Here is a 26,743-nt window from a genome sequence, read left to right on the forward strand (position 1 = left end):
CATCCGAAGTGACTAAACCCACAACTCCTGTAACAACCACGCTCACATTGCTACCTTCTCCTGCACTCCATATCTGGGTCACAATTCTTGATTGCTCCTGTATATTTTGTGTTTGCGGAAGCGCGGAACAGTCCAGATAGGTACTTACTACTCCCTCATCACTACTAACAGCCGCTACTATACCGGTGGTGTTGTCCTGCACCGTCGGGTTAAGCCTTTTTTGCTGATAGTAAGCTGTTACTGCATTGAAAAGTTCTTGCGGTTTACGGTTACCAATTTTAACGATCGATGCCGCATCATCCATACCCGGAGCTTTTGGTTGAGTAGAGTCTCCCTGAGCGCCTGGCTTTACTGGCCCATAGACATTTATGCAGCCACTGAGTAGCAGCACAACAGCAGGTATTAGCTTTCTCATAATGGCTATCGGTAATAAAGTGTCGTGCAGCCTGCCAGACTGATGCACAGGATAGCCAAAAGGAAAAATTTATATCTCATATGTAGGGCCATCAGGGGGCGCCATGAATAAGAAAACGTTCAACACCTGGTGGAATAAGGCAAAGAAAGCAGCAGCTTTAAAACTTGGCCACGCTGTGCCTGGAATATTCCACGACATTAAGGCCAAGGCTATTTCAGATTACGAAGGGAGCAGCAGAGACAAACAACTCTTCTCAGGCCATAAAACGGAAAGTCAGGTGACGACGTATGACCGAAAAGTGAAAATTTCACCAACACTCGCAGCACCGGTACTGAGCAAAACAGAGAGAAAATGAGAGGGCTAAGAACAAGAATATACCAAGTGAATATACCAACACTATACCAACACCCCAAAAACAAAAGGGGTCGCCTTTCGGCAACCCCTTCGAATGTTGGCGGAAGCGCAGAGATTCGAACTCTGGAACCCTTTCGGGTCGCCGGTTTTCAAGACCGGTGCCTTCAACCGCTCGGCCACACTTCCAACGAGGCGAACTATAAACATACCCATACTTCATGTAAAGCACGATTTTGTTCAATCGCCTGAAATTTCATCATATTTGTGTTATTTGCCTGAAACAGCAGCAACATGCTCAGTTTCAAGCCGCTTTTCTGCCCTCCGGAGAGGGCAGCGCCAGCATTAGTGCTTTTTGATGTAGAGATCCTGGGTTAAATATTTGCCCAGCGTGCTCGGTGCATAACCTCCTACGTAAGGTTTCACCAGTTGAACCTTCACATAGTGGTAGACAGGGATGGTCGGGACGTCTTTCGCAAGAATATCTTCGGCCTGCTGATAGTACTTCGCACGTTCTTCCTGGGTGGTGGCCTGTGAAGCCTTAGCGATGATCTCATCGTAGGCAGGATTGCTGTATTTGGAACTGTTCTGGCTATCGCCGGTACGGAAGTTATTCAGGTAGGTCGCCGCATCATCGTAGTCGGCAATCCAGCCGTAGCGCACCAGGTCATAATTGCCGGTACGTTTGGTATCCAGCATGGTTTTCCATTCCTGGTTTTGGAGCTTCGCCTCGACGCCGATGTTCTTCTTCCACATTGAACTGGCCGCAATGGCAATGCGCTGGTGAGATTCCGAGGTGTTATAAAGCAGGTTGAACTGCAGCGGATGAGATTCGTTAAAGCCCGCCTCTGCCAGCAATTTCTTCGCCTCAGCGACACGCTTATCGTGGCTCCAGCTACCGTACTCCGCAGGCTTAAGCGTTATCCCGCCAATTTTAGGTTGGCTTACCAGCCACGCAGGCTTTTGCCCCTGCCCTAACACCTTACCGGCGATGATATCTTTATCCAGCGCCAGGTTTAATGCCAGACGAACGCGTGGGTCGTTAAACGGCGCTTTGGTGGTATTGAATTCATAATAGTAAGTGGACAGATAAGGCGTGATATGGACCTGGTCCGGAATCGATTTTTTCAGTGAGGCAAACAGCGTTTCCGGCACGGTATAGGTGATGTCGATCTCACCCGCTTTATAGCGGTTTATATCTGCTGTACCGGAAGTCACAGGCAGATAAGTCACCTTATTAATCACCGTATGAGCATCGTCCCAGTACTGCTTATTACGCTCGCCGACGACTTTCTCGTTCACCACCCACTGCGACAGCTTATACGGACCGCTGCTCACGAAGTTGGCCGGCTGGGTCCATTTATCCCCAAATTTTTCTACCGCAGCTTCGCTCACCGGTACCATAGACGTATGGCCAAGCATCAGCAGGAAGGCCGACGTTGGCTGGTCCAGCGTCACCTGAACGGTGTTGGCATCCAGCGCCTTCACACCCAGGCTATCGACCGGCTTTTTGCCTTCGGCAATGTCATTGGCATTTTCGATATGCATCGTGCCGGGATAAGTTGCGTAAGGGGAGCCCGTTTTAGGATCGACTAAACGCTTCCAGCTCCAGACCACGTCCTGCGCAGTGATAGGTTCACCGTTGGACCACTTAATCCCCGGACGCAGATGGAATGTCCAGACTTTGTTGTCCTGGTTATCCCATTTTTCGGCCAGATGAGGTTCGATAGAACCATCGTTTTTGACGCGAATCAGGCCGTCAAAAAAGTCGCCGATAATATTACTTTCAACGTCGCTCTCCACTTTGTGGGGATCCAGCGATGCCGGTTCACTGCCGTTGTTACGTACCAGCTCCTGTTTGGCTGCAAGCTCGGTTCCTGGCGGAACGTCTGCTGCCCATGCGCTGGAAATAGCGCTGAGCAGACCCAGAGCAACCAATGATTTTGAGAATGTGTTGTTGTTTGCTTTCATGACCTACGCCTTATTAATGTTATTTAACGACGGTACGGCTAACACTCTTAGTCGGCTTTAGGTAATAAAGCAATATTTTTCAGCCACCTATAAGTGGGTGTTATGGCATTAATTTTTTACAATGTGATAAACTGCACGAGGTAAAGATGGGTAAAAAGGCTTTTGTCTAATAAAGGCGGGCATTATGCTCATGACCATAAAACACCTGTAAAAAAGAGAGAGTTTAGAATGGATCGCATTATTACCTCCTCGCGTGACCGTTCGTCACTGCTCAGCACCCACAAGGTGCTACGTAATACCTATTTCCTGCTGAGTTTAACGCTGGCATTTTCCGCGTTGACGGCAACCGCCAGCACCGTACTGATGCTGCCTTCTCCAGGGCTGATTCTGACGCTGGTCGGCATGTACGGCCTGATGTTCCTGACCTACAAAACTGCGGATAAACCAGTGGGCATTTTGTCTGCATTCGCCTTTACCGGCTTCCTGGGCTATATCCTGGGGCCAATGCTGAATGCGTATCTGTCCGCAGGCATGGGTGATGTTATTGGCCTGGCGCTGGGTGGTACCGCACTGGTCTTCTTTAGCTGCTCTGCTTATGTGCTGACAACACGTAAAGACATGTCCTTCCTCGGCGGCATGCTGATGGCGGGCGTGGTGGTTGTGCTGATTGGTATGGTGGCAAACATCTTCCTGCAGCTCCCGGCTCTGCACCTGGCGATTAGCGCGGTGTTTATCCTGATCTCTTCTGGCGCCATCCTGTTTGAGACCAGCAACATTATCCGCGGCGGCGAAACAAACTACATCCGCGCGACCGTAAGCCTGTATGTTTCTCTTTACAACATCTTCGTTAGCCTGCTGAGCATCCTTGGTTTTGCCAGCCGCGACTAACTGATGCCGTAATCCCTAAAAGAGAATGCCTTGTGCATTCTCTTTTTTTTGCCCTCAATCCTGCAGCATTCCGCCCTTAAGCCCACAGAGAAAATTTGCTACACTTCGCCCGATTTGACGTAAATAGCGGATAACTATGTTGACCTTTGAAGGCAGAGAAATAGAGACAGATGCCGATGGCTACCTGAAAAATAGCCAGGAGTGGAGCGAGCCGCTGGCGGAAGAGATTGCCGCCAAAGAAGGCATTACCCTGGCGGTAGAGCACTGGGAAGTGGTTCGCTTCGTACGCGAGTTTTATCTGGAGTTTAATACCTCCCCGGCCATTCGCATGCTGGTTAAGGCTATGGCGAACAAGTTCGGCGAAGAGAAAGGCAACAGCCGCTATCTTTATCGCCTGTTCCCGAAAGGCCCGGCCAAACAGGCCACAAAAATCGCTGGCCTGCCAAAACCGGTGAAGTGTATCTAGTAGCGGATACCAAAGTTGATCCATTCGCGTTCGGGTTGATACGGTTCAGTCAGAACTTTATCAACCCTGGCGCTACGTGGCCCGCCGGCTTTTAGCCACGCCAGTAGCTTTTCAACCTGCCCCGCCTCTCCGCAGGCCACCACCTCCACGCTGCCATCATCCAGGTTACGGGCATAGCCGGTTAAGCCAAGCTTTTCCCCCTCACGCTGAGTGCTGTAACGAAAGCCCACGCCCTGAACCATGCCGTGTACCCAACACTTCACGCACTGTTTGTCTGAACTCATCATTGCCTCCGCCTGAACGCTCAAAACAGTTCTAAGTCTAACAAACCCCGTGTTTTTTTCTTTGGCAGTAACCCACTCTGTGAGGCTTTCACGTGAATAAATTGCAATTAGCGGCCCTAAACCGGAAAATGGCGCCCATTTCTTAGCGAAGCAGCAAATAAATTATGAGCGTACGTTTAGTGTTAGCCAAAGGGCGTGAGAAGTCGTTATTGCGCCGTCATCCATGGGTTTTCTCTGGGGCTGTTGCACGCCTGGAAGGCAAGGCCAGTCTCGGTGAAACGGTTGATGTGGTGGACAGCCAGGGCAAATGGCTAGCCCGAGCGGCATATTCCCCTGAATCGCAAATCCGCGCCCGCGTCTGGACCTTTGATCAGGCTGAAAGTATCGATATCGCCTTCTTTACTCGCCGCCTGCAGCAGGCCCAGCAGTGGAGAGACTGGCTGGCTAAGCGTGATGGGCTGGACAGCTACCGACTGATCGCCGGTGAATCTGACGGTTTACCGGGCGTGACTATCGATCGTTTTGGCAACTTCCTGGTGCTGCAGCTGTTGTCTGCCGGCGCAGAATATCAGCGCCCGGCCCTCGTTGCCGCCCTGCAGTCTCTCTACCCTGAATGCTCTGTTTACGATCGCTCCGATGTGACCGTGCGTAAGAAAGAAGGCATGGCTTTGACTCAGGGGCCGGTCAGCGGTGAACTGCCTCCTGCCCTGCTGCCTATCGAAGAACACGGTATGAAGCTGCTGGTAGACATTCAGGGCGGGCATAAAACGGGCTATTACCTCGATCAGCGCGACAGCCGTTTCGCCACTCGCCGCTACGTTGATAATAAACGCGTCCTGAACTGCTTCTCCTACACCGGTGGTTTTGCCGTTTCCGCGTTGATGGGTAACTGCAGCCAGGTGGTAAGCGTGGATACCTCTCAGGATGCGCTGGATATCGCCAGAAAAAACGTAGAGCTGAACAAGCTTGATCTCAGCAAAGCCGAGTTTCTTCGTGACGATGTGTTCAAACTGCTGCGCAAATATCGCGACCAGGGCGAGAAATTCGACGTCATCGTCATGGACCCGCCTAAATTTGTTGAAAACAAAAACCAGCTGGCGGGCGCCTGCCGGGGCTATAAAGACATCAACATGTTAGCGATTCAGTTACTGAACCCTGGCGGCATTCTGATGACTTTCTCCTGCTCCGGGCTGATGACCACAGATTTATTCCAGAAAATCATCGCCGATGCCGCCGTAGATGCCGGGCGTGATGTACAATTTATAGAACAGTTCCGCCAGGCGGCCGATCACCCGGTGATCGCAACCTACCCAGAAGGGCTGTATCTGAAAGGGTTTGCCTGTCGAGTCATGTAGCTTGAAAAGGCGGAAATTGCCCGCATATTCGTATGCAGAGTAATGTTCCCGGGAGGTGACTATGATTGCCAGCAAATTCGGTATTGGCCAGCAGGTTCGCCATTCTTTACTGGGCTATCTGGGCGTAGTGGTCGACATTGACCCCGAGTATTCGCTCGATGAGCCGCAGGAAGACGATCTGGCCGACAATAGCGCACTCCGCGCGGCGCCGTGGTACCACGTTGTCATGGAAGATGAGGATGGCCAGGCGATTCATACCTATCTCGCCGAAGCTCAGCTCAGTTCTGAAGATGACGACGAGCACCCTGAACAGCCGTCAATGGACGAACTGGCTGCCTCGATACGCCAACAGCTTCAGGCCCCACGCCTGCGTAACTGATTAAAAACCCCGCCGATGCGGGGTTTTTCTTATTTCGCCAGCCCAAGGCGAGGGATTTCAATCGCCGGGCATTTATCCATGACAACGCTTAATCCCGCATTCTGTGCCAGCACCGCAGCCTGCTCATTAATCACGCCAAGCTGCATCCATAGCGTTTTCGCTCCCACGGCGATGGCATCCTGCGCTACGCCCCAGGCGGCCTCAGAATTACGGAACACATCGACCATATCAATTTTCTTCGGTACGTCCGCAAGCGTGGCATAGCCCTGCTGCCCTAACAGCGTTTTACCCGCGACCTTCGGCGACACAGGAATAACCTCATAACCTTGTTTGAGCAGGTAATCCATCACCCGATAACTCGGACGTTCGGGCTTGTCGCTGGCCCCCACCAGCGCAATGGTACGGGTGGTTTTCAGGATATTTTCGATATCACTTTGTTTCATAGCGCCCCCTAAGATGTTGTCTGAAGTGTATGCCAAACCCCGTCACCCAGCCATCTTTCTACTGGATACTCAGGCGCGCAATTTATGAAAATATGTCTATATGTTAATAAACAGGTCTCAGGAAAAACTTTGAAATATCCACTCAGCATGTTCACCAGGGAGAGTGAAATGAGAGCAGGTCTGCCACTTGCAGGGCTAATATTGATGCTGCCAACCCTGGTATGGGGAACCACGCTGCGCCTTTCCGCCGATGTGGATTTACTGGTTCTGGATGGTAAAAGAGTTTCCAGCTCGCTCCTTAAAGGGGCGGACAGCATCGAAATAGATAATGGGCCTCATCAGTTGGTTCTGCGCGTTGAAAAAAAAATAAACAACGCACGCAGCCGATCTTCTGGGGTTTCCCCCCCGACGGTGATCAGTTTTGACACCAAAGAGATAGATCAGGTCAATATTGTTCTACCGCTAAAAGATCCCAATCATTCTGGAGCCGTCTTTCAAATTAAGCTGCAGGACGGACAGGGGCATTCCATTCCCATCCGAACCGATATTTTGGAGATAAAACCCGATCCAACCGGAACGGATTATGAAGAAGAGACACAGCGCTATAACAAATCAGGAAAAAAAGCTTCAATGCCCGGATTCGCAAACCGCATGGCCAACGAAGGTATTCTGCAATTTGCCCAGGCTAATCCAGATCTTCCACCGGCGCAGTCTGAAGTGCTAACAGAGCAACGGCTGAGATACTGGTTCAGCCAGGCCGATAATCCGACACGGGCGCGTTTTCTACGCTGGGCAAATGAGACCCACAACCCATAGCAATGCCTCGAGATACCTCGCTTTTTTGACGTTCTGCTCTTGCAGCCCCGGACGCTTTTAGTAATCTGTTAGCAGCCTAAAACTACCCAGGAAAAGAGAATGGAACTAACAACCCGCACCCTTGCGGTAAAAAAACATATCGCACTGGTTGCCCACGATCACTGTAAGGACGCGCTTTTGAAGTGGGTACAGCGCCACAAAGCAACGCTTGCCAACCACACTCTCTATGCCACCGGGACAACGGGTAATTTAATTCAGCGAGCAACAGGGCTTGAAGTCAACGCCATGCTCAGTGGCCCAATGGGGGGCGACCAACAGGTAGGCGCGTTAATTTCCGAAGGTAAAATTGATGTCCTGATTTTCTTCTGGGACCCGCTCAATGCCGTTCCTCACGATCCCGACGTTAAGGCCCTGCTGCGCCTGGCGACCGTCTGGAATATCCCGGTCGCCACCAACCTTTCTACCGCAGACTTTATTATTCACTCTCCGGGCTTCAATGAGAGCGTGGATATTCTTATTCCGGATTACCAACGCTATCTGAATGAACGCCTGAAATAATCACGGGCGATTAGCCGCAGGCACACCCAGCCGCTTAAGTGCCTCAACAAAGACAGAAGGTTCCTGCTTGTTGAACATAAGCCAGACCCGATGACGTGCTCGCGTCAGCGCGACATAAAGTAAACGCCGCTCCTCTGCGTCCGGAAAATCCTCCGGCTGTGGCAGGAGCGCCTGCTCCATGATTGACTCCCGCGCGGGTGCCGGAAAACCTTCTTTTCCTTCCTGCAAACCAAGAATGATCACATAGTCCGCCTGCTGCCCTTTGCTGGCGTGGATAGTCATAAAATCGATGTTGAGCTTAGGCCATCGCGTGGAGGCTTTTTCCAGACTTTCCGGACGCAAATAGTGATACCGCGCCAGCACCAAAATTCGCTGTTCGGGCAAGGCGTACCCACTAAGCTTGTCCAGCAAATCATCGAGCCTGTCATCGGCAAGCAGAGTTACCGCTTTTTTGTCCCCTTTAGAGAGGCTATTGAGCGGCTTACGCAGTTGATACGGATTTTGCTGTACAAAACCGTTAGCAATCTCGCCGATTCGGTCGTTAAAACGATACGTAGTATCCAGAGCGCAGCTGTCACCCTCCCCAAAATGGTGGCTAAATGCCGTGGTGAGCGTCATTTCTGCTCCGCTAAATCGATAGATTGCCTGCCAGTCATCTCCCACGGCATAAAGCGAAGTATGGGAATTCTGCCGTCTTAAAGCAGCCAGTAAGGCGGCCCGCTGGGGGGAAATGTCCTGAAACTCGTCGACAAGGATATGCTTCCACGGGCTGATAAAACGTCCCTTTTCGAGTGCATTAATTGCCTGATGAATCAGCCCGGAGAAATCTACCGCCTCTTCGGCTTTCAGGGCAGCTTTCCAGCTTTTTAACAATGGCGCCATCAGCTTAATACGTTTAGTGAAGAGTTCTCTGACCTCTTCTGGCGCGCTGTCTATCATTTCAGCCTGTGAACCTCCGTGCATCCGCATCAGGCCGAGCCAGCGGTCGAGCCGGCTGGCAAGCCGCTTCGCCAGGCGTTTGTCCTGCCAGTATTCACCTTCTGGAACATCCCACTCAAGCTCTTCGCTAAGCCATTGCCGCCAGCCTTTGGCCATTGCCTTCTTTTCCCGGCATTGCTGCTGCCAGCTGTCGATCAGCAACTGATGGCGAGCCGCTGTGTCGCTCTCAAGTTCACTGACTCGAGGGGCTTTTTTGCTCCCCTGTTGAATAATGTGTAGCGCCAGTGAATGGAAAGTTCTGGCAGAAATCGCTTCGGTATTAAGGCGGCTGGCTATACGCTCATCCATTTCCTGCGCGGCCTGACGGCCAAAGGCTAACAGCAGGATTTGCTCCTCTGTTGCTTCACCGCGCTGTAACAACCATCCGGCACGCGCCACAAGAACGGAGGTTTTGCCGCTACCGGCCCCAGCCAGCACCAGGAGCGAATCTTCTCCATTCACCACCGCCCTGGCCTGAGACGGATTCAGCGGCGAACTTTCAACCTGCTCAAAGAAAGCGGCATATTTTTCCAGCATCCGTTCGGTATAAGCGCTATTACGCTGGTGTCGGCGCTCTTCACCCTGTTCAAGCCAGGCTTTACATATGGCCCACGCTTCCCGGCAATTTTCGAATTCACCAAGTCGGGCATGCGGTAGCGGGAGGGCTGAAATAGCTGCGCGGAGGTTATCCTGTAACGCCTGCATATCACTTCTCCGGAACCACACCTCCTTACGAGTGCGCTGCGCAATCTCCTCTCGCTGAGCGGTTAATACTTCGGCAGCAACTTCACTCATCTCCGTGCTCCAGTTGAGCCAGAGCGAACTCAGATGATGGAAAAAGCGCTGGGTCTCCGCCCATTCGGTACCGTGCAGGCGAACCACTTTGTCATCTGGAAGAACGAATTCAAGCTCTCCCCAAACCAGGCCACGCTTACAGTTAATCGCGATTAACTGATTGAATGGAATAAGATATTCGTGGCGTTCGCCTTTAACCTCAACGCCGGCAGGCAGCAGTTTGACCCGGTTATATGGGTGCTGAGCTAAATGCTTGCCAAGAGAAGTTGCTTTGAGTTCCATTACGTTGCCCGATCCAATGTAAGAGTTATGGCTCAAGTTTAACTGCCGATGGAATGACGCTCCAGAGTAAAAACGCGTTATAATTTCTGCGGTTAATCACTCTTTATTTTTCTGTCAGGGAAGCGTCACTATGCGTACCGTACTTAATGTTCTGAACTTCGTGCTGGGTGGGTTCTTGACCACCCTCTCCTGGCTATTTGCCACGCTGGTGAGTATTGTGCTGATTTTCACCCTGCCACTGACTCGCTCCTGCTGGGAAATCACCAAGCTTTCCTTTGTGCCCTACGGCAATGAAGCCATTCATGTGGATGAGCTTAATCCACAGGGTAAAAATACGCTGCTAAATACGGGGGGGACCCTGTTGAATGTTCTCTGGCTGATCTTCTTCGGCTGGTGGCTGTGCATTATGCATATCATGGCGGGCATCGCGCAGTGTATTACCGTAATTGGGATCCCTGTAGGAATTGCGAACTTCAAGATTGCTGCCATTGCGTTATGGCCCGTTGGTCGCCGGGTTGTTCCAGTCGAAGTGGCAAGAGCAGCACGCGAATCCAATGCACGTCGCCGTTTCCAGTAAGGAGCCGTTGTGCTGACCCTAAGCCCACTGGTACGTCGTTACACCTGGAACAGCGCCTGGCTTTACAACTTGCGCATATTTATTGCCCTTGCAGGCACTGCGGCACTGCCGTGGTGGCTCGGTGAAGTCAAGCTGACGATCCCCCTCACGCTTGGCGTTGTGGCTGCCGCCCTGGCCGATCTCGACGACCGGGTAAGTGGTAGGCTACGAAATTTAGTGATCACTTTAGTCAGCTTTTTCATTGCTTCAGCGTCTGTTGAGCTGCTCTTTCCCTGGCCGTGGCTGTTTGCAGTGGGCTTAACGGTCTCCACCAGCGGATTTATCCTCCTTGGAGGTCTGGGCCAACGCTATGCCACCATTGCCTTTGGTGCATTACTGATTGCTATCTACACGATGCTCGGTATTTCCCTCTACGAGCACTGGTATCAGCAACCACTGTTCCTTTTAGCCGGCGCCGTCTGGTATAACCTGCTGACCTTAGCAGGCCATTTAATTTTCCCGATTCGGCCCCTGCAGGACAACCTGGCACGCTGTTATGAAAGCCTCGCTAACTTTCTGGAAATTAAAGCCGCACTGTTTGATCCTGATATCGAAGAAGAAAGCCAGGCTCCAATGCTCCAGTTGGCCATGGCTAACAGCCAGTTAGTCACCACGCTAAACCAGACGAAAAGCTCATTACTGACTCGCCTCCGCGGCGATCGGGGGCAGAGAGGGACTCGTCGAACACTTCACTATTATTTCGTAGCCCAGGATATTCACGAGCGGGCGAGCTCGTCTCATATTCAGTACCAGGCCTTACGCGATAAGTTTCGCTATAGCGACGTGATGTTCCGCTTTCAGCGTCTGCTAACGATGCAATCTCATGCCTGCCAGCAGCTCTCTCGATCAATCCTGCTGCGAGTCCCTTATCAGCACGACCCACGGTTTGAACGCGCATTTACTCATCTGGACTCCGCTCTGGACCGAATTCGTGCCAGCCATGCAACAACGTCTGAGATAAAAGCGTTAGGCTTTCTGATTACAAACTTGAGGGCAATTGATGCGCAACTGGCAAACATTGAATCAGAACAGGCGATAGCTGAGCCGCAGAACGATCCCGAGAATCGTCTGGCCGACGACAAGCTGACCGGCTTCGATGATATCTGGCAGCGGCTGAAGCTTAACCTCACGCCTGAATCCGCACTCTTTCGTCACGCGGTGCGTATGTCCCTGGTGCTTTGTGTGGGCTATGCGTTTATTCAGTTTACGGGTTTGCAGCATGGTTACTGGATACTTCTGACCAGCTTGTTTGTCTGCCAGCCCAACTACAGTGCAACCCGGCGACGCTTAGCCCTGCGTATCATCGGCACGCTGGTTGGGGTGGCCGTTGGCCTGCCTTTACTTTGGCTTGTCCCGTCTCTCGAAGGCCAGTTGATACTGATCGTCATTACTGGCGTGCTGTTCTTCGCTTTCCGCAATGTGCAATACGCCCACGCCACCATGTTTATTACTCTGCTGGTATTACTGTGTTTTAATCTGCTAGGAGAAGGTTTTGAAGTCGCTCTCCCGCGCGTGATTGATACCCTCTTAGGCTGCGCAATAGCCTGGGCGGCGGTGAGTTTCATCTGGCCTGACTGGCAATTCCGCCGGCTTTCACGAGTCGTTGAACGTGCGTTCAACGCCAATTGTCGCTATCTCGATGCCATTCTTGAGCAGTACCATCAGGGACGTGATAACCGCCTGGAATATCGCATTGCCCGGCGGGATGCCCATAACAGAGACGCCGAGCTGGCCTCCGTGGTTTCAAATATGTCTTCCGAGCCTCGAGTCTCCGCTGAGATGCGGGAAGCGGCGTTCCGTCTGCTTTGCCTGAACCACTCGTTTAACAGCTATATCTCTGCATTAGGTGCGCACAGGGAAAAACTCAACCACGGCGATACGTTAATGTTGCTTGATGACGCCGTCTGCTACGTTGATGACGCACTGCATCACTTGCCTGTCGATGAAGGACGCGTTCAGGCTGCCCTTACAGGGCTCTCCGCCCGCATCTCGCAGCTTGAGACTCGGGCAGACACAAAAGAACCCCTGGTGCTGCAACAAATTGGGTTATTAATTGCGCTTCTGCCAGAGATCTCTCGTCTTCAGCAACAAATCTCTCAGTGCTCAGAATAAGGCTGGCGCCGCTGCTCATAGCGGCGCCACCAGTCCGTCAATTCTTTGCGAACATCAGCAGGCAGTACAGCCTCATGAACACCACGAATAGCGCCTGCAAGCGCGAGCAGTACTTTAATACCTACCGTTTTCCGGGTACTGCGTAATTTTAGCCATGACCGTTTTGCCCCAAAGAGTTGAAGCGTATGTGGATCATTAATGCCCACCTCACGAAGCATAACTTCAATATTCAGGGAAAGATTGGGGAGATCCTTAAGGCGGCGAGAACGTATCTTAATTTGTGTCTTCTCCCGTTGGGCGCTTCGTAAAGCCAGGGAAGAGAGCTGGACGAGTTTATCGGGATTTTCCCAAAGCTCTTCATCGACACGATAGTAATTCAGTGCGACTGGGAGCCCCCGTTTACTGTACATCAGCGGTGGGGCCGACTTTTGGATGAAATATTCCGCGCACTGTTCACAAGCTCGCAGGTAAAGCTCACCTTCCGCCACCATAGCAAAAACCACACCGTCGACGGTCAGACTATAACCGCCAAATAACGGTCTGTAGCCGATTTTACCCAGTGACGAAAGATATTTCCGTGATTTATGAATTCTAAGAAATGTCACCTTTTTCATAATATGTCCTTATATATCAACTGGTAAATAGCTGCTTTAGTTACTAACCCTCTTAATCCCTGAAAATAAGTAAGGTTAAAGCTAATGGCAACGACAATTTCATCGGTGTCGCTTTTGCGTACGGAAAATGCGAGACACTTTCCGAAATTCCGGTTGATCTTTGTTCGCACAGACATTACTGTATATGTATACAGTAACCCATTAGGCGGGACTCACTATGCACTCACATAACGCTCAAACTCACTTTCGTCATGTTGCAGTTACTGCGCACACCCCGGCGCAGTCTCTCTCTGATAACAGCGTACAGGGGTTAATCAGTGAAGTGGTCTACAGCGAAGAGAGCCCATGGGTTACGCAGTTTATTCTGCTACCTTTATTACAGCAGTTGGGACAACAATCCCGCTGGCAGCTATGGCTAACGCCGCAGCAAAAACTCAGCCGTACATGGCTGCAGGCGGCTGGGCTGCCGCTGGCAAAAGTGATGCAGGCAAATCAGTTAGATCCTCTCTGCACCGTTGATGCCATGGTGAAAGCTTTGCAGACGGGAAATTACAGCGTAGTCATCGGCTGGCTTACGGAAGAATTAACAGATGAAGAACATTTACGGCTGACAATAGCAGCCGAAGCTGGCAATGCGATGGGCTTTATTATGCGTCCAACCAGCACAGGAACATCCGGTTCAAGACCACGAAATGGCCTAAAAATTCATTCTAGTTTGTATCATTAAGTAAATTTAGGAGAAATCCTGGAATTTTTTACGTATGCCATATAATCCGCTGTCATGATTCAAAAAGTCCCGTCATATGGCGGTTTGACGGGGTTTATTGGATAGGTGCGCCGCTCAAAAAACAGTCCATTCTGTAAAAAAATATGTATGCAAGTCGTTTTTTTTCATATGCCTGACGGACTTCACACTTGTAACTTTCCAACTACGTTGTAGACTTTACCTCGCCAGGGTTGCTCTTCATAACACCGATATATCGGTAGAGTAACAATTGAGCGTAAACCCGGGCGAAGGATTTAACCCTGGGCTTTAAATTGGTTTAGAGCTCATGGCCTTTTGGATGATAATGAGGCGCAAAAAATGAAAAAGACAGCTATCGCGATTGCAGTGGCACTGGCTGGCTTCGCTACCGTAGCGCAGGCCGCACCGAAAGATAACACCTGGTATGCAGGTGGTAAACTGGGCTGGTCTCAGTTCCACGATACCGGCTGGTATAACAAGGCCCTGCAAAACAACGGTAACACCCACGAAAGCCAGCTGGGCGCTGGTGCCTTCGGTGGTTATCAGGTTAACCCGTACGTTGGTTTTGAAATGGGTTACGACTGGCTTGGCCGTATGCCTTACAAAGGTAGCGTAACTAGCGGTGCCTTCAAAGCTCAGGGCGTACAGTTGACCACCAAACTGGGTTACCCAATCACTGACGACCTGGACATCTACACCCGTCTGGGCGGCATGGTATGGCGTGCAGACTCTACAAACACCATCGCTGGTAAAAACCACGACACCGGTGTTTCCCCAGTATTCGCTGGTGGTGTTGAGTGGGCAGTTACCCGTGACATCGCTACCCGTCTGGAATACCAGTGGGTTAACAACATCGGTGATGCACAGACCGTTGGCGTTCGTCCTGATAACGGCATGCTGAGCGTAGGTGTTTCCTACCGCTTTGGCCAGCAGGAAGAAGCTGCACCAGTTGTAGCTCCGGCTCCAGCTCCAGCTCCAGAAGTACAGACCAAACACTTCACTCTGAAGTCTGACGTTCTGTTCAACTTCAACAAAGCAACTCTGAAGCCAGAAGGTCAGCAGGCACTGGATCAGCTGTACACCCAGCTGAGCAACCTGGATCCTAAAGATGGTTCCGTTGTTGTTCTGGGCTATACCGACCGTATCGGTTCCGAGCAGTACAACCTGAAACTGTCTGAAAAACGTGCACAGAGCGTTGTTGATTACCTGATCTCTAAAGGTATCCCAGCGAACAAAATCTCTCCACGTGGCATGGGCAAAGCTAACCCAGTTACCGGCAACACCTGTGACAAAGTAGCGCCTAAAGCTAAACTGATCGACTGCCTGGCTCCAGATCGTCGCGTTGAGATCGAAGTTAAAGGTATCAAAGAAGTTGTAACTCAGCCTGCGGCATAAGTTACCCTTCCTTGAACAAAAACCCCGCCATGGCGGGGTTTTTTATTGTCTGAGACTTCGCGATGGCGAGGTCGTGTAACGCTTTCAGTGCTTTATTTTTTACCGAGCATAGCCTGCAGATCCTGCTTAAGCGTCGACATCTTGCTTTCCACCTTCTCTTTGCGCTCCGCATCTTCAATCAGCTGAACAACCGTTTCCGAAAGCGTATTGCCGCGACGTTGAGCAAGCCCGGCCAGACGTTGCCAGACAAGATATTCCAGATCGATGGATTTCTTGCGGGTATGCTGGTGCTCAGCGTTAAAATGCCTTTTACGCCGTGCACGAATCGTTTGCTTCATGCGGTTATGCAGCGCGGGGTTCATATGCTGATCAATCCAGCTCTGAACCAGAACCGGCACATTCTCCAGCGTCAGGAGCTGCTCTACCGCCTCTTGGGCTGCACTGGCCTCAATGTATCGCGTGATTAATTCCCCTTCGCGATGCTTCTTAACCAGATACTTCCACTTCCAGCCGCTCTCGAGATTTTCCAACTGTTGATATTTCATTGTGATCTCAGTGTGACCGTGTAACTTAGTTCAGAATAACAGTTTTTCCGCCATTCGCTGAACTGAAAATCAAAGCTGTGAGAGGGATAAAACTGTGTTACTGCTTTATCCGTGTGCTACCCGAGCGATTCTTGTATAATCGCGCCTTTGACATCTCATTAAAAAATATAGCGACTTTGACGACTAATCGACTTGACTGGCGTGCCCTGGTGCCTGATACCGAAAGCTATCAGGAAATTTTTGCACAGCCTTATGATACCGACTCCGCCCCTCTTTCTGCGGTTCAACCTCGTTTAGTTTACGGGATTGAGCAACTCAACCTTTCCGTTTCTTCCGTCGATCTAATGCTGATAAAAGCCCCGGAAGAACAAGAGTATCTGGATCTTATCGCCGCGGCCGTTGAAGCATCCCATGATGAAGCCGAAGAAATCATCGGCGGACATTATCTCATTGAAGGTAATCGGGTCACCCTGCGCCCGGCCGGGAACGCTGACGATAACTTTGCGTCCAGCGGAGAAGTTATTGCCGCTGACTGGGTTGAACCGGAGCAACTGTTCGGCTGCGTGCGGCAGTTTGCGGGCGAGGTGTCGTTGGAGCCCGGCCTGATCCATCGAGTGAACGGCGGCGTCCTGGTGCTGTCGATGCGTAGCGTCCTTGCCCAGCCGCTGCTGTGGCTACGCCTGAAACAAATCATGACCCAGGGGCGTTTCGACTGGATTTCACCTGACGAAACTCGTCCGCTGCCGGTAAAAATTCCGTCATTAGCGTTGGATTTCAAACTGGTCCTGGTTGGCGAGCGCGACTCGCTGGCAGATTTCCAGGAAATGGAGATGGATCTGGCTGCAGCCGCTATCTACAGTGAATTTGAAGACAATCTGCAAATTGCTTCTGCCGATGAAATGGCGCTTTGGTGTCAGTGGATCTATGCCATAGCCGCTGAGAAGTCATTGCCAGCACCTGCAGCCGATGCCTGGCAACCGCTGATTCGTGAGGCCGTCCGCTACACGGGCGATCAGGAAATGCTGCCACTCTGCCCTTCCTGGATTTCACGCCAGCTGCGTGAAGTCGCGCCGTTTACCGAAGCAGACAGCTTTAACGCCGAACAGCTCCAACAAATGCTTGAACAGCGTGAATGGCGCGAAGGTTTCCTGGCCGAGCGCATGCAGGATGAAATCCTGATGGAGCAAATCCTGATTGAAACCGAGGGCGAAATGATCGGCCAGATTAACGCGCTGTCGGTCATTGAATTCCCGGGTCATCCACGGGCGTTTGGTGAACCTTCCCGTATCAGTTGCGTGGTTCACGTCGGTGATGGGGAGTTTACGGACGTAGAGCGCAAGGCAGAACTCGGCGGTAACATTCACGCCAAAGGGATGATGATCATGCAGGCATTTCTGATGTCAGAGCTGCAGCTTGACCAGCAAATCCCGTTTTCGGCGTCCCTTACCTTCGAGCAGTCCTACAGCGAAGTTGACGGCGACAGCGCCTCCATGGCTGAGCTTTGCGCCCTGATAAGTGCCCTGGCTAACGTCCCTATTTATCAGCACATTGCGATCACCGGCTCTGTGGATCAGTTCGGCCGTGTACAGCCCGTTGGCGGGCTGAATGAAAAAGTGGAAGGTTTCTTCCGCATTTGTCAGCAGCGTGAGTTTAGCGGTGCCCAGGGTGTTATTATTCCTCTGGCGAACGTACGTCACCTGTCGCTGCATAAAGATGTACTGGAGGCCGTCGAGCAAAATAAATTCTCGATTTGGGCAATTGACGACGTGGCTGATGCCCTGCCGTTATTGACCAATCTCCCGTGGGATGGCGAAGGGCAAAACACCCTGATGCGTGCGGTGCAGGAGCGTATTGCTCAGGCCTCGGCGCCGGATGTTCGCCAGCGCTTTCCGTGGCCGCTACGCTGGCTCAACTGGTTCAACCACAACTGATCGGACTTGTTGAGCGTACACGTGTTAGCTAACCTGCGTGCTTCATTATAAAAAGGCTTACTGTAGACATGGTAGATAAACGCGAATCCTATACGAAAGAAGATCTTCTTGCCTCAGGGCGTGGCGAACTGTTTGGGGCTGAAGGCCCGCAGCTGCCTGCACCTTCCATGCTGATGATGGACCGCGTAGTCAAGATGACCGAGGACGGCGGTAACTTTGATAAAGGTTACGTGGAAGCCGAGCTGGATATTAACCCTGACCTGTGGTTCTTTGGTTGCCACTTTATTGGTGACCCGGTGATGCCTGGCTGTCTGGGGCTTGATGCCATGTGGCAGCTGGTTGGTTTCTACCTCGGCTGGCTCGGTGGCGAAGGCAAAGGCCGCGCGCTGGGCGTGGGCGAAGTGAAATTTACCGGTCAGGTTCTCCCTACCGCGAAGAAAGTTACCTACCGCATTCACTTCAAACGCGTTGTGAATCGCCGCCTGATCATGGGCCTGGCTGACGGTGAAGTACTGGTTGATGGCCGTGTGATCTACACCGCAACCGACCTGAAAGTGGGTCTTTTCAAAGACACGTCTGCTTTCTAATACCGTTTCATCTGGCTTTACCTCGAAAGCATCCATTGCTCGCAGTGGGTGCTTTTTTGTTTCTATCGCCCGCCTGAATGACGCTTTCTTGCCGTGGTTTTTATGGCGTTAATTGCTTAAACAACGTTCGAAATCACAAATCGTGAAGATAAAAAACGCCCCCTCTTGCCTGGAAAACGTTATGCGTTATGTTGATTTTTAGTTTCTCAAATGTAACTAGAGGTTAACAATAATGTCGAATAAGTTACGTATATCTTGCCTTGCTTCTGCCGTGCTGCTCTCTACCTCTGCATTTTCTGCTGTGCCTCAGGGCTATCCGGCGGATTATCAAAAAATCATCGATGCCGCGACCAAAGAAGGCAAAGTGGTGCTCTACTCCACCACCGACACCAAAACCGCGGCCCCGCTTATTCAGGGCTTTGAGGCCGCATATCCGGGCATCAAAGTAGAATATAACGACATGAACAGCACCGAGCTGTACAACCGTTATATCAGCGAACAGGCCGCCGGCGGTACCAGCGGTGACGTGGTCTGGAGTTCTTCCATGGACACGGCATTAAAGCTCGCCACCGACTATGCCCAGGAATACAAATCCCCGGAGCAAGGCCAGTTGCCGAAGTGGGCAGTCTGGAAAGACAAGGCCTACGGTACCACCTATGAGCCGGTCATTTTTATCTATAACAAACGCCTGATCCCAGCCAATGAAGTGCCTGACAGCCATGCAGCGTTGGCCAAACTTATCGCCAGCCAGCCCGAAAAATTCAGCAAAAAAGTCACCACTTACGATATTGAAAAATCCGGTCTCGGTTTTATGCTTTCGGTACAGGATCACAAGGCCGATCCAAATTACTTCCAAACGCTCGCCGATGTAGCCAAAGGCGGCCTTTCGGTTCAGTCCTCAACCGGCACCATGATGGAGCGAGTCTCCTCGGGTGAAAACCTGATTGGCTTCAACATTCTGGGCTCTTACGCCGAAGCCCGTGCCAAAACGGACACCTCCCTCGGTATCGCTTATCCGAAGGACTACACCCTGGTGCTGTCACGCGTCTCCTTTATCAGCAATGAAGCGAAAAACAGCAACGCGGCGAAGCTGTGGATTGACTACGTGCTGTCTGAAAAGGGGCAAAACATCCTCGCTAATCAGGCGGATATTCCTTCCATCCGCAATGATATCGACGGTGACAACGACATCGACGGCATGACCAAAAAACTCGGCAACGCCCTGAAGCCGATTCCGGTGGATGAAACCCTGCTGGAATACCTGCAGCAGAAAAAACGCCTGGACTACATCAAGCAGTGGCGCGAAGCCGCCGCGAAATAATCCTTTGATGAGGCGTGCCGTCCGGCTGCGCCTCGCTTAACCCGAACACATTAGGCTATTCAGGCTAACTGACCTGAGGGATCGTTACATGGATGCATTACGCAGAAAGTGGCAAAGCCTGCCGCGCGGCATTGTGGTGCTGATAACTGCGCTGGTTATCTATATTCCGCTGTCGTTTATCGTTATACAGAGTTTTCTCTCGGCCCCCTTCTTCTCCCCGTCGAAGGAGTGGAGCCTCGAATCTTTTGAATTTATCTTCACCGACTCCGATTTTTACCTGGCGCTGAAGAGCGGCTTTATTCTGGCCTTTGGCCTGGTGGTGATTGCCATCCCGCTGGGCGGCATTCTGGCTTTCCTGATGGTGCGTACTGACCTGCCGGGCAGACGCATCATCGAGCCGCTGATTCTGGTGCCTATTTTTGTGTCGCCGATGGTATTGGGATTTGGCTATGTGGTGGCCGCAGGCCCGGTTGGCTTCTTCTCCCTGTGGGCGCAGTCGCTGCTTGGTTTCGTGCCGTGGAATATCTACGACATGTCGAGCATCGTGGTGATCGCAGGCCTGACGCATGTGCCCCACGCCTATCTCTACATCTCATCGGCCCTGCGCAGCGTAGGTTCCGACGTAGAGGAAGCGGCTCGCACCGCAGGTGCAACGCCGCTTCAGGTGATGACAGCCGTCAGCCTGCCGATGGTGCGTCCGGCAATGCTATATGCCACCGTGCTGCTGTTCTTCCTCGGGCTGGAAGTTTTCGGTCTGATGCTCGTGCTGGGCGACCCGGAAGGCAACATGGTGCTGGCAACGTATCTCTACAAGCTCACCAATAAGCTCGGGACGCCGTCCTATCATCTGATGGCTGCCGTCGCTGTCGTGCTGATTTGTATCACTATCCCGCTGGTCATGCTGCAGCGCCGACTGATGCGCACGGCAAACCGCTTTGTCACCGTCAAAGGCAAAGCCTCTCAGGCGCGAGCCCTGCCGCTGGGTAAATGGCGCTGGGTCGCAGGCGCCGTCGTGGCGTTCTGGCTGACCGTTACCATCGGGGTGCCGCTGATTGGCGTTATCCTGCGGTCCTTTATCTCCAACTGGGGCGTGGGCGTTTCACTGTGGGATGAACTGTCGCTCAATACCTTCCGCACTATCTGGGAACAGCCCAACCTGCTGCGGGCCATCGTCAACTCAATGGCGATAGGGGTCATCGGCGGCGCGCTGGCGGTGGTTTGCTACCTGTTTATCGGCATCGCCATGCACAGAAAACCAGACAACGTGACCCGCTTCCTGGACTACAGCGTGCTGGTACCTCGTGCCGTGCCTGGCCTGCTGGCCGGTCTGGCCTTCCTGTGGGTGTTTTTATTCCTGCCGATGTGGCTGGATAACGCGCTGAAGTCCGGCTGGCTTTCCGGTATGCCGTGGTCCCAGTGGCTGCGGGATAACCTTATCGTCTGGCTACGCTCGCTGCGCAGCACAATATTCAGCGTCTGGCTGGCCTATACCGTCGTGTGGATGGCCTATGGCCTGCGCCTTATCTCGTCTACCCTGCTGCAGGTTGGGCCGGAACTGGAAGAGGCCGCCCGCAGCACCGGGGCAAGCCGTGGGCAAATTACCCGCCACGTCACCATCCCGCTGTCGCGCTACGGCCTGATTGGCTCCTGGCTGCTGATGTTCCTGATCTTTGAGCGTGAATATTCTACCGGCGTCTACCTGCTTTCCCCCGGTACGGAAACCATCGGTTCCATGCTGGTTTCGCTGTGGGCCGCGGGCGCCATCGATATTGTCGCCGCACTTTCCTTTATTAATATTCTGTTCGTGGTGTTAGGGCTCGGCATTGCCCTTCGTTTTGGAGTGAAATTACATGATTGAGTTATCGGTCGAGAACCTGCACTTAACCTACGGCGACAACCCCGTGCTGAAAGGCGTTTCCATGGAGCTGAAGCGCGGCGAAGTCGTGTCTTTGCTTGGCCCTTCCGGCAGCGGCAAAACAACGCTGCTGCGCGCCGTCGCCGGACTGGAAAAACCCACCCAGGGCACAATTGTTATCGGCAAAAGCAACGTTTACGACGGCGCATCCCGCAAAGAGATCCCGGCCGAAGAACGTAATCTTGGCCTGGTCTTCCAGTCTTATGCCCTGTGGCCGCATAAAACCGTCTTTGAAAACGTCGCTTACCCGCTCAAGCTGCGTAAAGTGGCGACGGCGGAAATCAACCAGCGCGTACAGGCCGTTTTGGATCAGTTGGGGCTTGGGCACCTCGGCCAGCGCCACCCTTATCAGCTATCCGGTGGGCAGCAGCAGCGCGTCGCGATTGGCCGGGCGCTGGTTTATAACCCGCCGGTGATTTTGCTTGATGAACCGCTTTCCAACCTGGATGCGAAGCTGCGCGAAGAAGCCCGCGTCTTCCTGAGAGAACTGATTATCAAGCTAGGGCTGTCGGCGTTAATGGTCACCCACGATCAGAACGAAGCGATGGCCATTTCTGACCGTATTCTGCTGCTGAATAACGGCAAAATTGAGCAGCAGGGCACCCCGCAAGAGATGTATGGCTCACCGCAAACGCTGTTCACCGCCGAGTTTATGGGCAGCAATAACCGCCTGAACGGTAAAGTGACTGAGGTTCGCGACGGTAAAGCACGCATTGAGGGCAGCGGCTGGGCGCTCTGGGGCAAAGCTGGGGCTGGCGTCGTGGCCGGGCAGGAAGGGACGGCGGTGATTCGCGTGGAGCGCGTACGGATTGCCGATCTGCCCGGGGAAAACGGCATGACGCTGCCGCTGTTAACCAGCATGTACCTCGGCGATCGCTGGGAATATCTCTTCCGAACCTCTGGAGATGATTTCGTGATTCGCGCCTACGGCAATGATATGCGTGATGCTCAGCCGCATCATCTCCAGTTGCCAGAGCAGCACGTCTGGATTTTCCCTAAACCCTGATCGATGTTACACCGGTCCAAAAAGGCGAAACCTCCGCGATGCGGAGGTTTCTTTTTCTAAAGAGACAGTGATTACGCAGTAACCGCCCTGTCTTCCATGGCTTCTCGCCAGCCTCCCATCCAGTAGGACCTCTGATTCAGAGTCTGATATGGACAAATCTCTTTTGAGCGTCCGGCGATACCTGCCTGATAACCACGTTGATGTGCCCGTTCCAGGCGATCTCGTTTTTGTCTCTTCATGCCTCGTTTCCCTCATTACATTGTCTGGTGGAAAAGAAAACAGTGATTACAAAATGTGCAACCACGGATAAGCAATAACGCGAAATTCAGTGAGCGTCAATGCGCAAAATTCACGCCAATGTCACATTTCCGCGATATTCTGGTTATCTTTTCGACAAAAACTGAGGCGCGCCTGTCGCTAACCGGTTCAGCAAAAAAGAAAAGCTGCGACCACCCGAAGGTGAAAATCGCAGCTTTTTTGTACCAATCATTTTACCTATCAATTATGGCGTGTGAGCGCCGAAGCAATACTCTTCGCTTCCTGCTGCCAGCCCTGAGCCAGGGTTTTCACCATGGCATCGTAGCCGTCATCCTGTTGCTTCAGTTCGATATGGAACGGGCGCTTAATAATTTCGCCCTGACGCTTCAGGAGCCACTCTCCGCTGACAATGACCTTGCCATCATAGCGGCCGTGGAAGCCGGTTACATTGACGCTCAACGCATCCTGATCGTGGCCTAGCGGCTGGGAGGCAACCACCCAGCCTGGCAATGCGCTGCTGAGATTACTGACCAGCGCATTGCGCAGCTGCTGGTCAAGCGGGCTGGCCCAAAGGTTGCTGGTGGCGATGACATACTGCACATCGGTCGTCTGGTAAACCACCCCTGTGCCGGCGAGGAAATCAGGCACGGTGACCTGATCGACCCACAGCAAGTGGCTTCCAGGCTGGCTCACGGCCTGCATAGCAGGCTGTGAAGTTTGCGGCAGCTGATAGTACGTTTTGCCATTGTCGCTCCCGCTACAGGCGGAAAGCGCTAAGACGGCGGCTAGCGTGAGCCACTTTTTCATGGTTGTGCCCTCTTCGGCTGCGGATCCTTTTTATCCTTCGCTTCAAATATCAGCGAGTTGCTCTTGTCGTTCAGCGTACGCAATACCGGCTGCAGCTCGCGCAGCACCTGATCAAGACGCTGCATATCCGCCACCATCTTGTTATAGGCCGCAGAGCCCGGCTGGAAGCCCTGCATACTGCGGTTCAGCTCGCGAAGCGTTTTCTGCATATCTTCCGGTAGCTGCTGCATCGACTGACTGGAAGTAATCTTGTTCAGATTGTCCAGCGTCTGCTGCAGGTGGCGCATCGTTTTCTGGCTTTCAGCCAGCGTATTCGTGGCCTGTTCCAGCATCGGGTTAATCGGCAGGTTGTTGATTTTATCCAGCGTCTCCAGCAGTTTTTGCTGAATTTGCGCCAGGCCACCGCTCACCGTTGGAATAAGCGGGTAGCCCGCGATTTGAGGCAGATCGCCCAGCGCTTTCTCTTTCGGATAGAAATCGAGATCGATAAACAGCGCTCCGGTCACCAGGCTCCCGGTTTTCATCGAGGCACGCAGCCCGCGCTTGATCAATACCTGCAGGTTGGTCGAGATATCCGCGCCATCTTCGAGCATATTTTTCAAACGTTCTGGCTCGATGCGGATCAGCACCGGAATGCGGAAATCGTCATTCAGGCTTTGGCGCATTTTTTCGTTGAAGAACGGAACCTGTGCCACCGTCCCCAGGCGAATGCCGCGGAATTCCACCGGCGCACCTGGCTGCAGACCACGAACAGAATCTTTGAAGAACATCAGGTAATCGATATGGTTGGTATACAGCGAATCCTGAATGCTTTTCTGATCGTCAAACAGCTGGAAGTCAGCGCCCGTTTCAACCGGCTTGCCCCACTCCCAGCCTTCAGGCACGTCGAAGCTGACGCCCCCACTAAACAGCGTGGTTAACGACCCCATCTCCACGCGCATCCCCTGTGCGGACATATCCACGGCGATGCCGCTGTCTTTCCAGAAACGGACGTTGCTGGTAATCAGCCTGTCGTTTGGTGCCGCAATAAACAGCTGGTAGCTAATCGCTCGCTTATTGGTATCAAAGGTGCTGGTTTCCACCGAGCCTACGCGGTAGCCGCGGAACAGCACCGGATCCCCTGGGGTAAGCTGGCCCGCTTTTTTACTGTCGAGCGTAATGCGAATGCCTTTGGCATCAGGTGGCGCCAGCGGCGGCGCATCCAGCAGAGCATAATTCTCGGGCTGCTCGCCTTTGGTCCCCGGCTGCAGCTCAATATAGGCGCCGGACAGCAGCGTGCCGAGCCCTGAGATCCCTTCGCGCCCCACCTGCGGTTTTACCACCCAGAACACGGAATCTTTGTGCAGCAGCTTCTCCATCCCGGAATTTAGCCGCGCCTTAATTTCTACATGGTGTAGATCGTCCGTTAGCTGTGCACTCTCCACTACCCCAACGTCTACGCTGCGGCTTTTGATGGTGGTTTTACCGCCCTCAATCCCTTCTGCGTTGGCGGTGATCAGGGTCACTTCCGGCCCCTGATGACTGTAGTGATAAAACAGGATCCAGGCGCCAATCAGCGCCGTTACGATGGGAAAGATCCAAACCGGCGACCAGTTTTTTACCTTCTGCACTTTCGCCTCGCCGTGCTTATTTTCCATGTTCGGAAGACTCCTCATCAGTTACATCGTCAGCGCGATCCCAGGACAGGCGAGGGTCAAAGGTCATCGCAGCAAACATTGTCAAAATCACTACACAGGCAAACATTAACGCCCCCATAGCCGGGTAGATATTCATCAGCCCACCCATGCGCACCAGCGCGGAGAGAACGGCAATCACAAATACGTCGATCATCGACCAGCGGCCGACAAACTCAACAACTTCATAAATCAGGTGCATTCGCTCGCTGTCACGCCTGCCATGCCCTTTTGCATCCCAGCACAGCCAGGCGATGGCGATCATTTTTAGCGTAGGCACCATGATACTGGCGATAAAAATCACCATTGCCACCGGATAAGATCCCTCACTCCAGAGCAGGATCACCCCGGCCAAAATGGTGGAAGGATATTTGCTGCCCAGCATTTCGGTGACCATGATCGGCAAAATGTTCGCCGGCAGATAAAGCATAATGGAGGTGATCAGCAGCGCCAGCGTCCACTGCAGACTGTGCCTGCGCCGAACGTGCCCGTGTGTCCCGCAGCGAGGGCAGACCAGCGTATCCGCCTCAACGATAGCCGTGCAGCAGGAACAGGAGCGCAGCCCCTGCTTAATCCCCGACACGCCAACTTTTAACGGATGGTGCACTGGCGGCATGGGCGCAATATCATCCCAAAGCCAGCGCCGGTCCACGCACTGGAAGGCTCGAAGCTGCAAAATGCAGAACAGGCACCAGGGAATAAAGCTGCTGCCCACGCCAATGTCCCCATAGGCCATCAGCTTCACGAAGCTAACCAATACCCCGGCGAGGAAGATTTCCGCCATGCCCCAGCTTTTCAACTGGAACAGCACTCGCGCCAGCCAGCGTTTAAGCCCAAAAGGCAATTTTGCCTGGTTGACCAACAGCAGGATGGTTATCAGGCAAAAAGCCGGCACCGCCTGAACAAAAAGCAGAAAGAAGGTGCCGAGGCTGGCGTAATCCTCGGAAAACATCACGCCGGGAATTTGCATCAGCGTGACTTCGCTACTGATCCCGGCCACCTTCATATTGATGAAAGGAAACAGGTTAGCCAGCAGCAGCATAAACAGCCCCGCCAAAGCGTAAGCCGTTGGCCGCTGACGCGGCAAAAACCACTGCGTGACTAACGGAGTGCCACAGCGCGGGCAGGAGGCTTTGTGGCCATCCTGCAGGGCGGGCAGCGCCACCAGCAAATCACATTGTCGACACAAAATATGCGAGCGATGGTGGTGCGTGGCACACATCGTAACTCTCCTTAG

25 protein-coding genes, 1 tRNA gene and 2 pseudogenes are annotated in these 26,743 nt (G+C 52.7%); 16 read left to right on the forward strand and 12 right to left on the reverse strand.

Features of this window, described 5'->3' with window-relative positions; all coding sequences use genetic code 11:
- A pseudogene (locus WFN87_RS14145) lies at positions 1–304 on the reverse strand (hypothetical protein); the annotation flags it as partial.
- Positions 305–509: 205 nt separating this feature from the next.
- Between WFN87_RS14145 and WFN87_RS14150 the strand changes: the two are divergent.
- A pseudogene (locus tag WFN87_RS14150) lies at positions 510–770 on the forward strand (integrase); the annotation flags it as partial.
- 97 nt (positions 771–867) lie between these two features.
- Here WFN87_RS14150 and WFN87_RS14155 read toward each other — a convergent pair.
- Together WFN87_RS14155 and WFN87_RS14160 are read right to left on the reverse strand one after the other, a co-directional pair.
- A tRNA-Ser gene (locus WFN87_RS14155) sits at positions 868–955 on the reverse strand.
- Between the two features lie 156 nt (positions 956–1,111).
- Positions 1,112–2,737 carry an ABC transporter substrate-binding protein gene (locus tag WFN87_RS14160; RefSeq protein ID WP_336983257.1) on the reverse strand — a complete coding sequence of 542 codons (1,626 nt, stop codon included), beginning with the start codon at positions 2,735–2,737 and terminating at the stop codon, positions 1,112–1,114.
- A gap of 228 nt (positions 2,738–2,965) precedes the next feature.
- On the opposite strand from WFN87_RS14160, the gene yccA reads away from it, so the two are divergent.
- Complete coding sequence (gene yccA / locus WFN87_RS14165) at positions 2,966–3,625, forward strand: FtsH protease modulator YccA (RefSeq protein ID WP_039291604.1); 660 nt, start codon at positions 2,966–2,968, stop codon at positions 3,623–3,625.
- Between the two features lie 136 nt (positions 3,626–3,761).
- Positions 3,762–4,091 (forward strand): sulfurtransferase TusE, encoded by a 330-nt coding sequence (gene tusE / locus WFN87_RS14170; protein WP_008461270.1) that lies wholly within the window; start codon positions 3,762–3,764, stop codon positions 4,089–4,091.
- Here tusE and yccX read toward each other — a convergent pair.
- Positions 4,088–4,378 carry an acylphosphatase gene (gene yccX / locus WFN87_RS14175; protein ID WP_166995548.1) on the reverse strand — a complete coding sequence of 97 codons (291 nt, stop codon included), beginning with the start codon at positions 4,376–4,378 and terminating at the stop codon, positions 4,088–4,090. The two genes, tusE and yccX, sit on opposite strands and share 4 nt — an antisense overlap.
- A 161-nt stretch (positions 4,379–4,539) precedes the next feature.
- Here yccX and rlmI point away from each other — a divergent pair, with 161 nt between their 5' ends.
- Both rlmI and hspQ read left to right on the forward strand, forming a co-directional pair.
- The gene (rlmI, locus tag WFN87_RS14180) at positions 4,540–5,730 is read left to right on the forward strand and encodes a 23S rRNA (cytosine(1962)-C(5))-methyltransferase RlmI (RefSeq protein ID WP_008461267.1); all 1,191 of its coding nucleotides are present in this window, start codon (positions 4,540–4,542) and stop codon (positions 5,728–5,730) included.
- Between the two features lie 61 nt (positions 5,731–5,791).
- Positions 5,792–6,109, forward strand: coding sequence for a heat shock protein HspQ (gene hspQ / locus WFN87_RS14185; RefSeq protein WP_008461265.1), 318 nt, complete (start codon positions 5,792–5,794; stop codon positions 6,107–6,109).
- Between the two features lie 29 nt (positions 6,110–6,138).
- On the opposite strand, the gene WFN87_RS14190 is transcribed toward hspQ, so the two are convergent.
- Positions 6,139–6,552: a CoA-binding protein gene (locus tag WFN87_RS14190; RefSeq protein WP_336983258.1), complete on the reverse strand. Its 414-nt coding sequence runs from the start codon at positions 6,550–6,552 to the stop codon at positions 6,139–6,141.
- A gap of 168 nt (positions 6,553–6,720) precedes the next feature.
- Here WFN87_RS14190 and csgI point away from each other — a divergent pair, with 168 nt between their 5' ends.
- Together csgI and mgsA are read left to right on the forward strand one after the other, a co-directional pair.
- Positions 6,721–7,368: a curli synthesis inhibitor gene (csgI, locus tag WFN87_RS14195; protein ID WP_336983259.1), complete on the forward strand. Its 648-nt coding sequence runs from the start codon at positions 6,721–6,723 to the stop codon at positions 7,366–7,368.
- Positions 7,369–7,467: 99 nt separating this feature from the next.
- Entirely contained in the window at positions 7,468–7,926 is a 459-nt protein-coding gene (gene mgsA / locus WFN87_RS14200; protein WP_008461260.1) for a methylglyoxal synthase, read from the forward strand.
- Here the strand turns inward: mgsA and helD are convergent, their stop codons facing one another.
- Positions 7,927–9,981, reverse strand: a complete 2,055-nt coding sequence (helD, locus tag WFN87_RS14205) for a DNA helicase IV (RefSeq protein ID WP_336983260.1) — start codon at positions 9,979–9,981, stop codon at positions 7,927–7,929.
- Between the two features lie 130 nt (positions 9,982–10,111).
- On the opposite strand from helD, the gene WFN87_RS14210 reads away from it, so the two are divergent.
- Both WFN87_RS14210 and yccS read left to right on the forward strand, forming a co-directional pair.
- A complete protein-coding gene (locus WFN87_RS14210; RefSeq protein WP_008461256.1) occupies positions 10,112–10,558 on the forward strand; it encodes a YccF domain-containing protein in 447 nt (148 codons plus the stop codon).
- Positions 10,559–10,567: 9 nt separating this feature from the next.
- Positions 10,568–12,709, forward strand: coding sequence for a YccS family putative transporter (yccS, locus tag WFN87_RS14215; protein WP_336983261.1), 2,142 nt, complete (start codon positions 10,568–10,570; stop codon positions 12,707–12,709).
- On the opposite strand, the gene WFN87_RS14220 is transcribed toward yccS, so the two are convergent.
- Positions 12,694–13,323 (reverse strand): TfoX/Sxy family DNA transformation protein, encoded by a 630-nt coding sequence (locus WFN87_RS14220; protein WP_336983262.1) that lies wholly within the window; start codon positions 13,321–13,323, stop codon positions 12,694–12,696. The genes yccS and WFN87_RS14220 overlap by 16 nt on opposite strands.
- A gap of 217 nt (positions 13,324–13,540) precedes the next feature.
- Between WFN87_RS14220 and sulA the strand changes: the two genes are divergently transcribed.
- Positions 13,541–14,050: an SOS-induced cell division inhibitor SulA gene (gene sulA, locus WFN87_RS14225; RefSeq protein WP_008461253.1), complete on the forward strand. Its 510-nt coding sequence runs from the start codon at positions 13,541–13,543 to the stop codon at positions 14,048–14,050.
- 357 nt (positions 14,051–14,407) lie between these two features.
- Positions 14,408–15,463 (forward strand): porin OmpA, encoded by a 1,056-nt coding sequence (gene ompA / locus WFN87_RS14230; protein ID WP_336983263.1) that lies wholly within the window; start codon positions 14,408–14,410, stop codon positions 15,461–15,463.
- Positions 15,464–15,555: 92 nt separating this feature from the next.
- On the opposite strand, the gene matP is transcribed toward ompA, so the two are convergent.
- A complete protein-coding gene (gene matP / locus WFN87_RS14235) occupies positions 15,556–16,008 on the reverse strand; it encodes a macrodomain Ter protein MatP (RefSeq protein WP_008461251.1) in 453 nt (150 codons plus the stop codon).
- 176 nt (positions 16,009–16,184) lie between these two features.
- Between matP and WFN87_RS14240 the strand changes: the two genes are divergently transcribed.
- The 5 genes from WFN87_RS14240 (at position 16,185) to WFN87_RS14260 (ending at position 22,768) form a co-directional block, all read left to right on the forward strand.
- Positions 16,185–17,939 carry a Lon protease family protein gene (locus tag WFN87_RS14240; protein ID WP_336983264.1) on the forward strand — a complete coding sequence of 585 codons (1,755 nt, stop codon included), beginning with the start codon at positions 16,185–16,187 and terminating at the stop codon, positions 17,937–17,939.
- Between the two features lie 68 nt (positions 17,940–18,007).
- Positions 18,008–18,526 (forward strand): bifunctional 3-hydroxydecanoyl-ACP dehydratase/trans-2-decenoyl-ACP isomerase, encoded by a 519-nt coding sequence (gene fabA / locus WFN87_RS14245; RefSeq protein WP_008461248.1) that lies wholly within the window; start codon positions 18,008–18,010, stop codon positions 18,524–18,526.
- A gap of 232 nt (positions 18,527–18,758) precedes the next feature.
- The gene (locus WFN87_RS14250) at positions 18,759–19,847 is read left to right on the forward strand and encodes an ABC transporter substrate-binding protein (RefSeq protein WP_166875364.1); all 1,089 of its coding nucleotides are present in this window, start codon (positions 18,759–18,761) and stop codon (positions 19,845–19,847) included.
- Positions 19,848–19,935: 88 nt separating this feature from the next.
- Positions 19,936–21,705 carry an ABC transporter permease gene (locus WFN87_RS14255; RefSeq protein ID WP_008461246.1) on the forward strand — a complete coding sequence of 590 codons (1,770 nt, stop codon included), beginning with the start codon at positions 19,936–19,938 and terminating at the stop codon, positions 21,703–21,705.
- A complete protein-coding gene (locus WFN87_RS14260) occupies positions 21,698–22,768 on the forward strand; it encodes an ABC transporter ATP-binding protein (RefSeq protein WP_312744035.1) in 1,071 nt (356 codons plus the stop codon). Before WFN87_RS14255 ends, WFN87_RS14260 begins: the two co-directional genes overlap by 8 nt.
- Before the next feature lie 71 nt (positions 22,769–22,839).
- Here the strand turns inward: WFN87_RS14260 and rmf are convergent, their stop codons facing one another.
- From rmf to pqiA, 4 genes are all read right to left on the reverse strand, one after another.
- Positions 22,840–23,007 carry a ribosome modulation factor gene (gene rmf / locus WFN87_RS14265; protein WP_008461244.1) on the reverse strand — a complete coding sequence of 56 codons (168 nt, stop codon included), beginning with the start codon at positions 23,005–23,007 and terminating at the stop codon, positions 22,840–22,842.
- Between the two features lie 259 nt (positions 23,008–23,266).
- Positions 23,267–23,833, reverse strand: coding sequence for a membrane integrity-associated transporter subunit PqiC (pqiC, locus tag WFN87_RS14270; RefSeq protein WP_336983265.1), 567 nt, complete (start codon positions 23,831–23,833; stop codon positions 23,267–23,269).
- Positions 23,830–25,470, reverse strand: coding sequence for an intermembrane transport protein PqiB (pqiB, locus tag WFN87_RS14275; protein WP_008461242.1), 1,641 nt, complete (start codon positions 25,468–25,470; stop codon positions 23,830–23,832). Before pqiB ends, pqiC begins: the two co-directional genes overlap by 4 nt.
- A complete protein-coding gene (gene pqiA / locus WFN87_RS14280) occupies positions 25,460–26,728 on the reverse strand; it encodes a membrane integrity-associated transporter subunit PqiA (protein ID WP_008461241.1) in 1,269 nt (422 codons plus the stop codon). Before pqiA ends, pqiB begins: the two co-directional genes overlap by 11 nt.
- Positions 26,729–26,743 lie beyond the last annotated feature (15 nt).

The sequence above is a fragment of the Cedecea sp. AS113 genome (assembly GCF_037152415.1).
In the GTDB taxonomy this organism is placed as follows: Bacteria; Pseudomonadota; Gammaproteobacteria; order Enterobacterales; family Enterobacteriaceae; genus Cedecea.

Coding starts and splice junctions, on each gene's coding strand:
- pqiA (WP_008461241.1), bottom strand. CDS start 26,728: ATGTGTGCCACGCACCACCATCGCTCGCATATTTTGTGTCGACAATGT.
- yccA (WP_039291604.1), top strand. CDS start 2,966: ATGGATCGCATTATTACCTCCTCGCGTGACCGTTCGTCACTGCTCAGC.
- WFN87_RS14190 (WP_336983258.1), bottom strand. CDS start 6,552: ATGAAACAAAGTGATATCGAAAATATCCTGAAAACCACCCGTACCATT.
- tusE (WP_008461270.1), top strand. CDS start 3,762: ATGTTGACCTTTGAAGGCAGAGAAATAGAGACAGATGCCGATGGCTAC.
- rlmI (WP_008461267.1), top strand. CDS start 4,540: ATGAGCGTACGTTTAGTGTTAGCCAAAGGGCGTGAGAAGTCGTTATTG.
- WFN87_RS14260 (WP_312744035.1), top strand. CDS start 21,698: ATGATTGAGTTATCGGTCGAGAACCTGCACTTAACCTACGGCGACAAC.
- hspQ (WP_008461265.1), top strand. CDS start 5,792: ATGATTGCCAGCAAATTCGGTATTGGCCAGCAGGTTCGCCATTCTTTA.
- WFN87_RS14160 (WP_336983257.1), bottom strand. CDS start 2,737: ATGAAAGCAAACAACAACACATTCTCAAAATCATTGGTTGCTCTGGGT.
- yccX (WP_166995548.1), bottom strand. CDS start 4,378: ATGATGAGTTCAGACAAACAGTGCGTGAAGTGTTGGGTACACGGCATG.
- WFN87_RS14220 (WP_336983262.1), bottom strand. CDS start 13,323: ATGAAAAAGGTGACATTTCTTAGAATTCATAAATCACGGAAATATCTT.
- mgsA (WP_008461260.1), top strand. CDS start 7,468: ATGGAACTAACAACCCGCACCCTTGCGGTAAAAAAACATATCGCACTG.
- WFN87_RS14210 (WP_008461256.1), top strand. CDS start 10,112: ATGCGTACCGTACTTAATGTTCTGAACTTCGTGCTGGGTGGGTTCTTG.
- ompA (WP_336983263.1), top strand. CDS start 14,408: ATGAAAAAGACAGCTATCGCGATTGCAGTGGCACTGGCTGGCTTCGCT.
- helD (WP_336983260.1), bottom strand. CDS start 9,981: ATGGAACTCAAAGCAACTTCTCTTGGCAAGCATTTAGCTCAGCACCCA.
- matP (WP_008461251.1), bottom strand. CDS start 16,008: ATGAAATATCAACAGTTGGAAAATCTCGAGAGCGGCTGGAAGTGGAAG.
- pqiC (WP_336983265.1), bottom strand. CDS start 23,833: ATGAAAAAGTGGCTCACGCTAGCCGCCGTCTTAGCGCTTTCCGCCTGT.
- rmf (WP_008461244.1), bottom strand. CDS start 23,007: ATGAAGAGACAAAAACGAGATCGCCTGGAACGGGCACATCAACGTGGT.
- sulA (WP_008461253.1), top strand. CDS start 13,541: ATGCACTCACATAACGCTCAAACTCACTTTCGTCATGTTGCAGTTACT.
- WFN87_RS14255 (WP_008461246.1), top strand. CDS start 19,936: ATGGATGCATTACGCAGAAAGTGGCAAAGCCTGCCGCGCGGCATTGTG.
- csgI (WP_336983259.1), top strand. CDS start 6,721: ATGAGAGCAGGTCTGCCACTTGCAGGGCTAATATTGATGCTGCCAACC.
- WFN87_RS14250 (WP_166875364.1), top strand. CDS start 18,759: ATGTCGAATAAGTTACGTATATCTTGCCTTGCTTCTGCCGTGCTGCTC.
- fabA (WP_008461248.1), top strand. CDS start 18,008: ATGGTAGATAAACGCGAATCCTATACGAAAGAAGATCTTCTTGCCTCA.
- pqiB (WP_008461242.1), bottom strand. CDS start 25,470: ATGGAAAATAAGCACGGCGAGGCGAAAGTGCAGAAGGTAAAAAACTGG.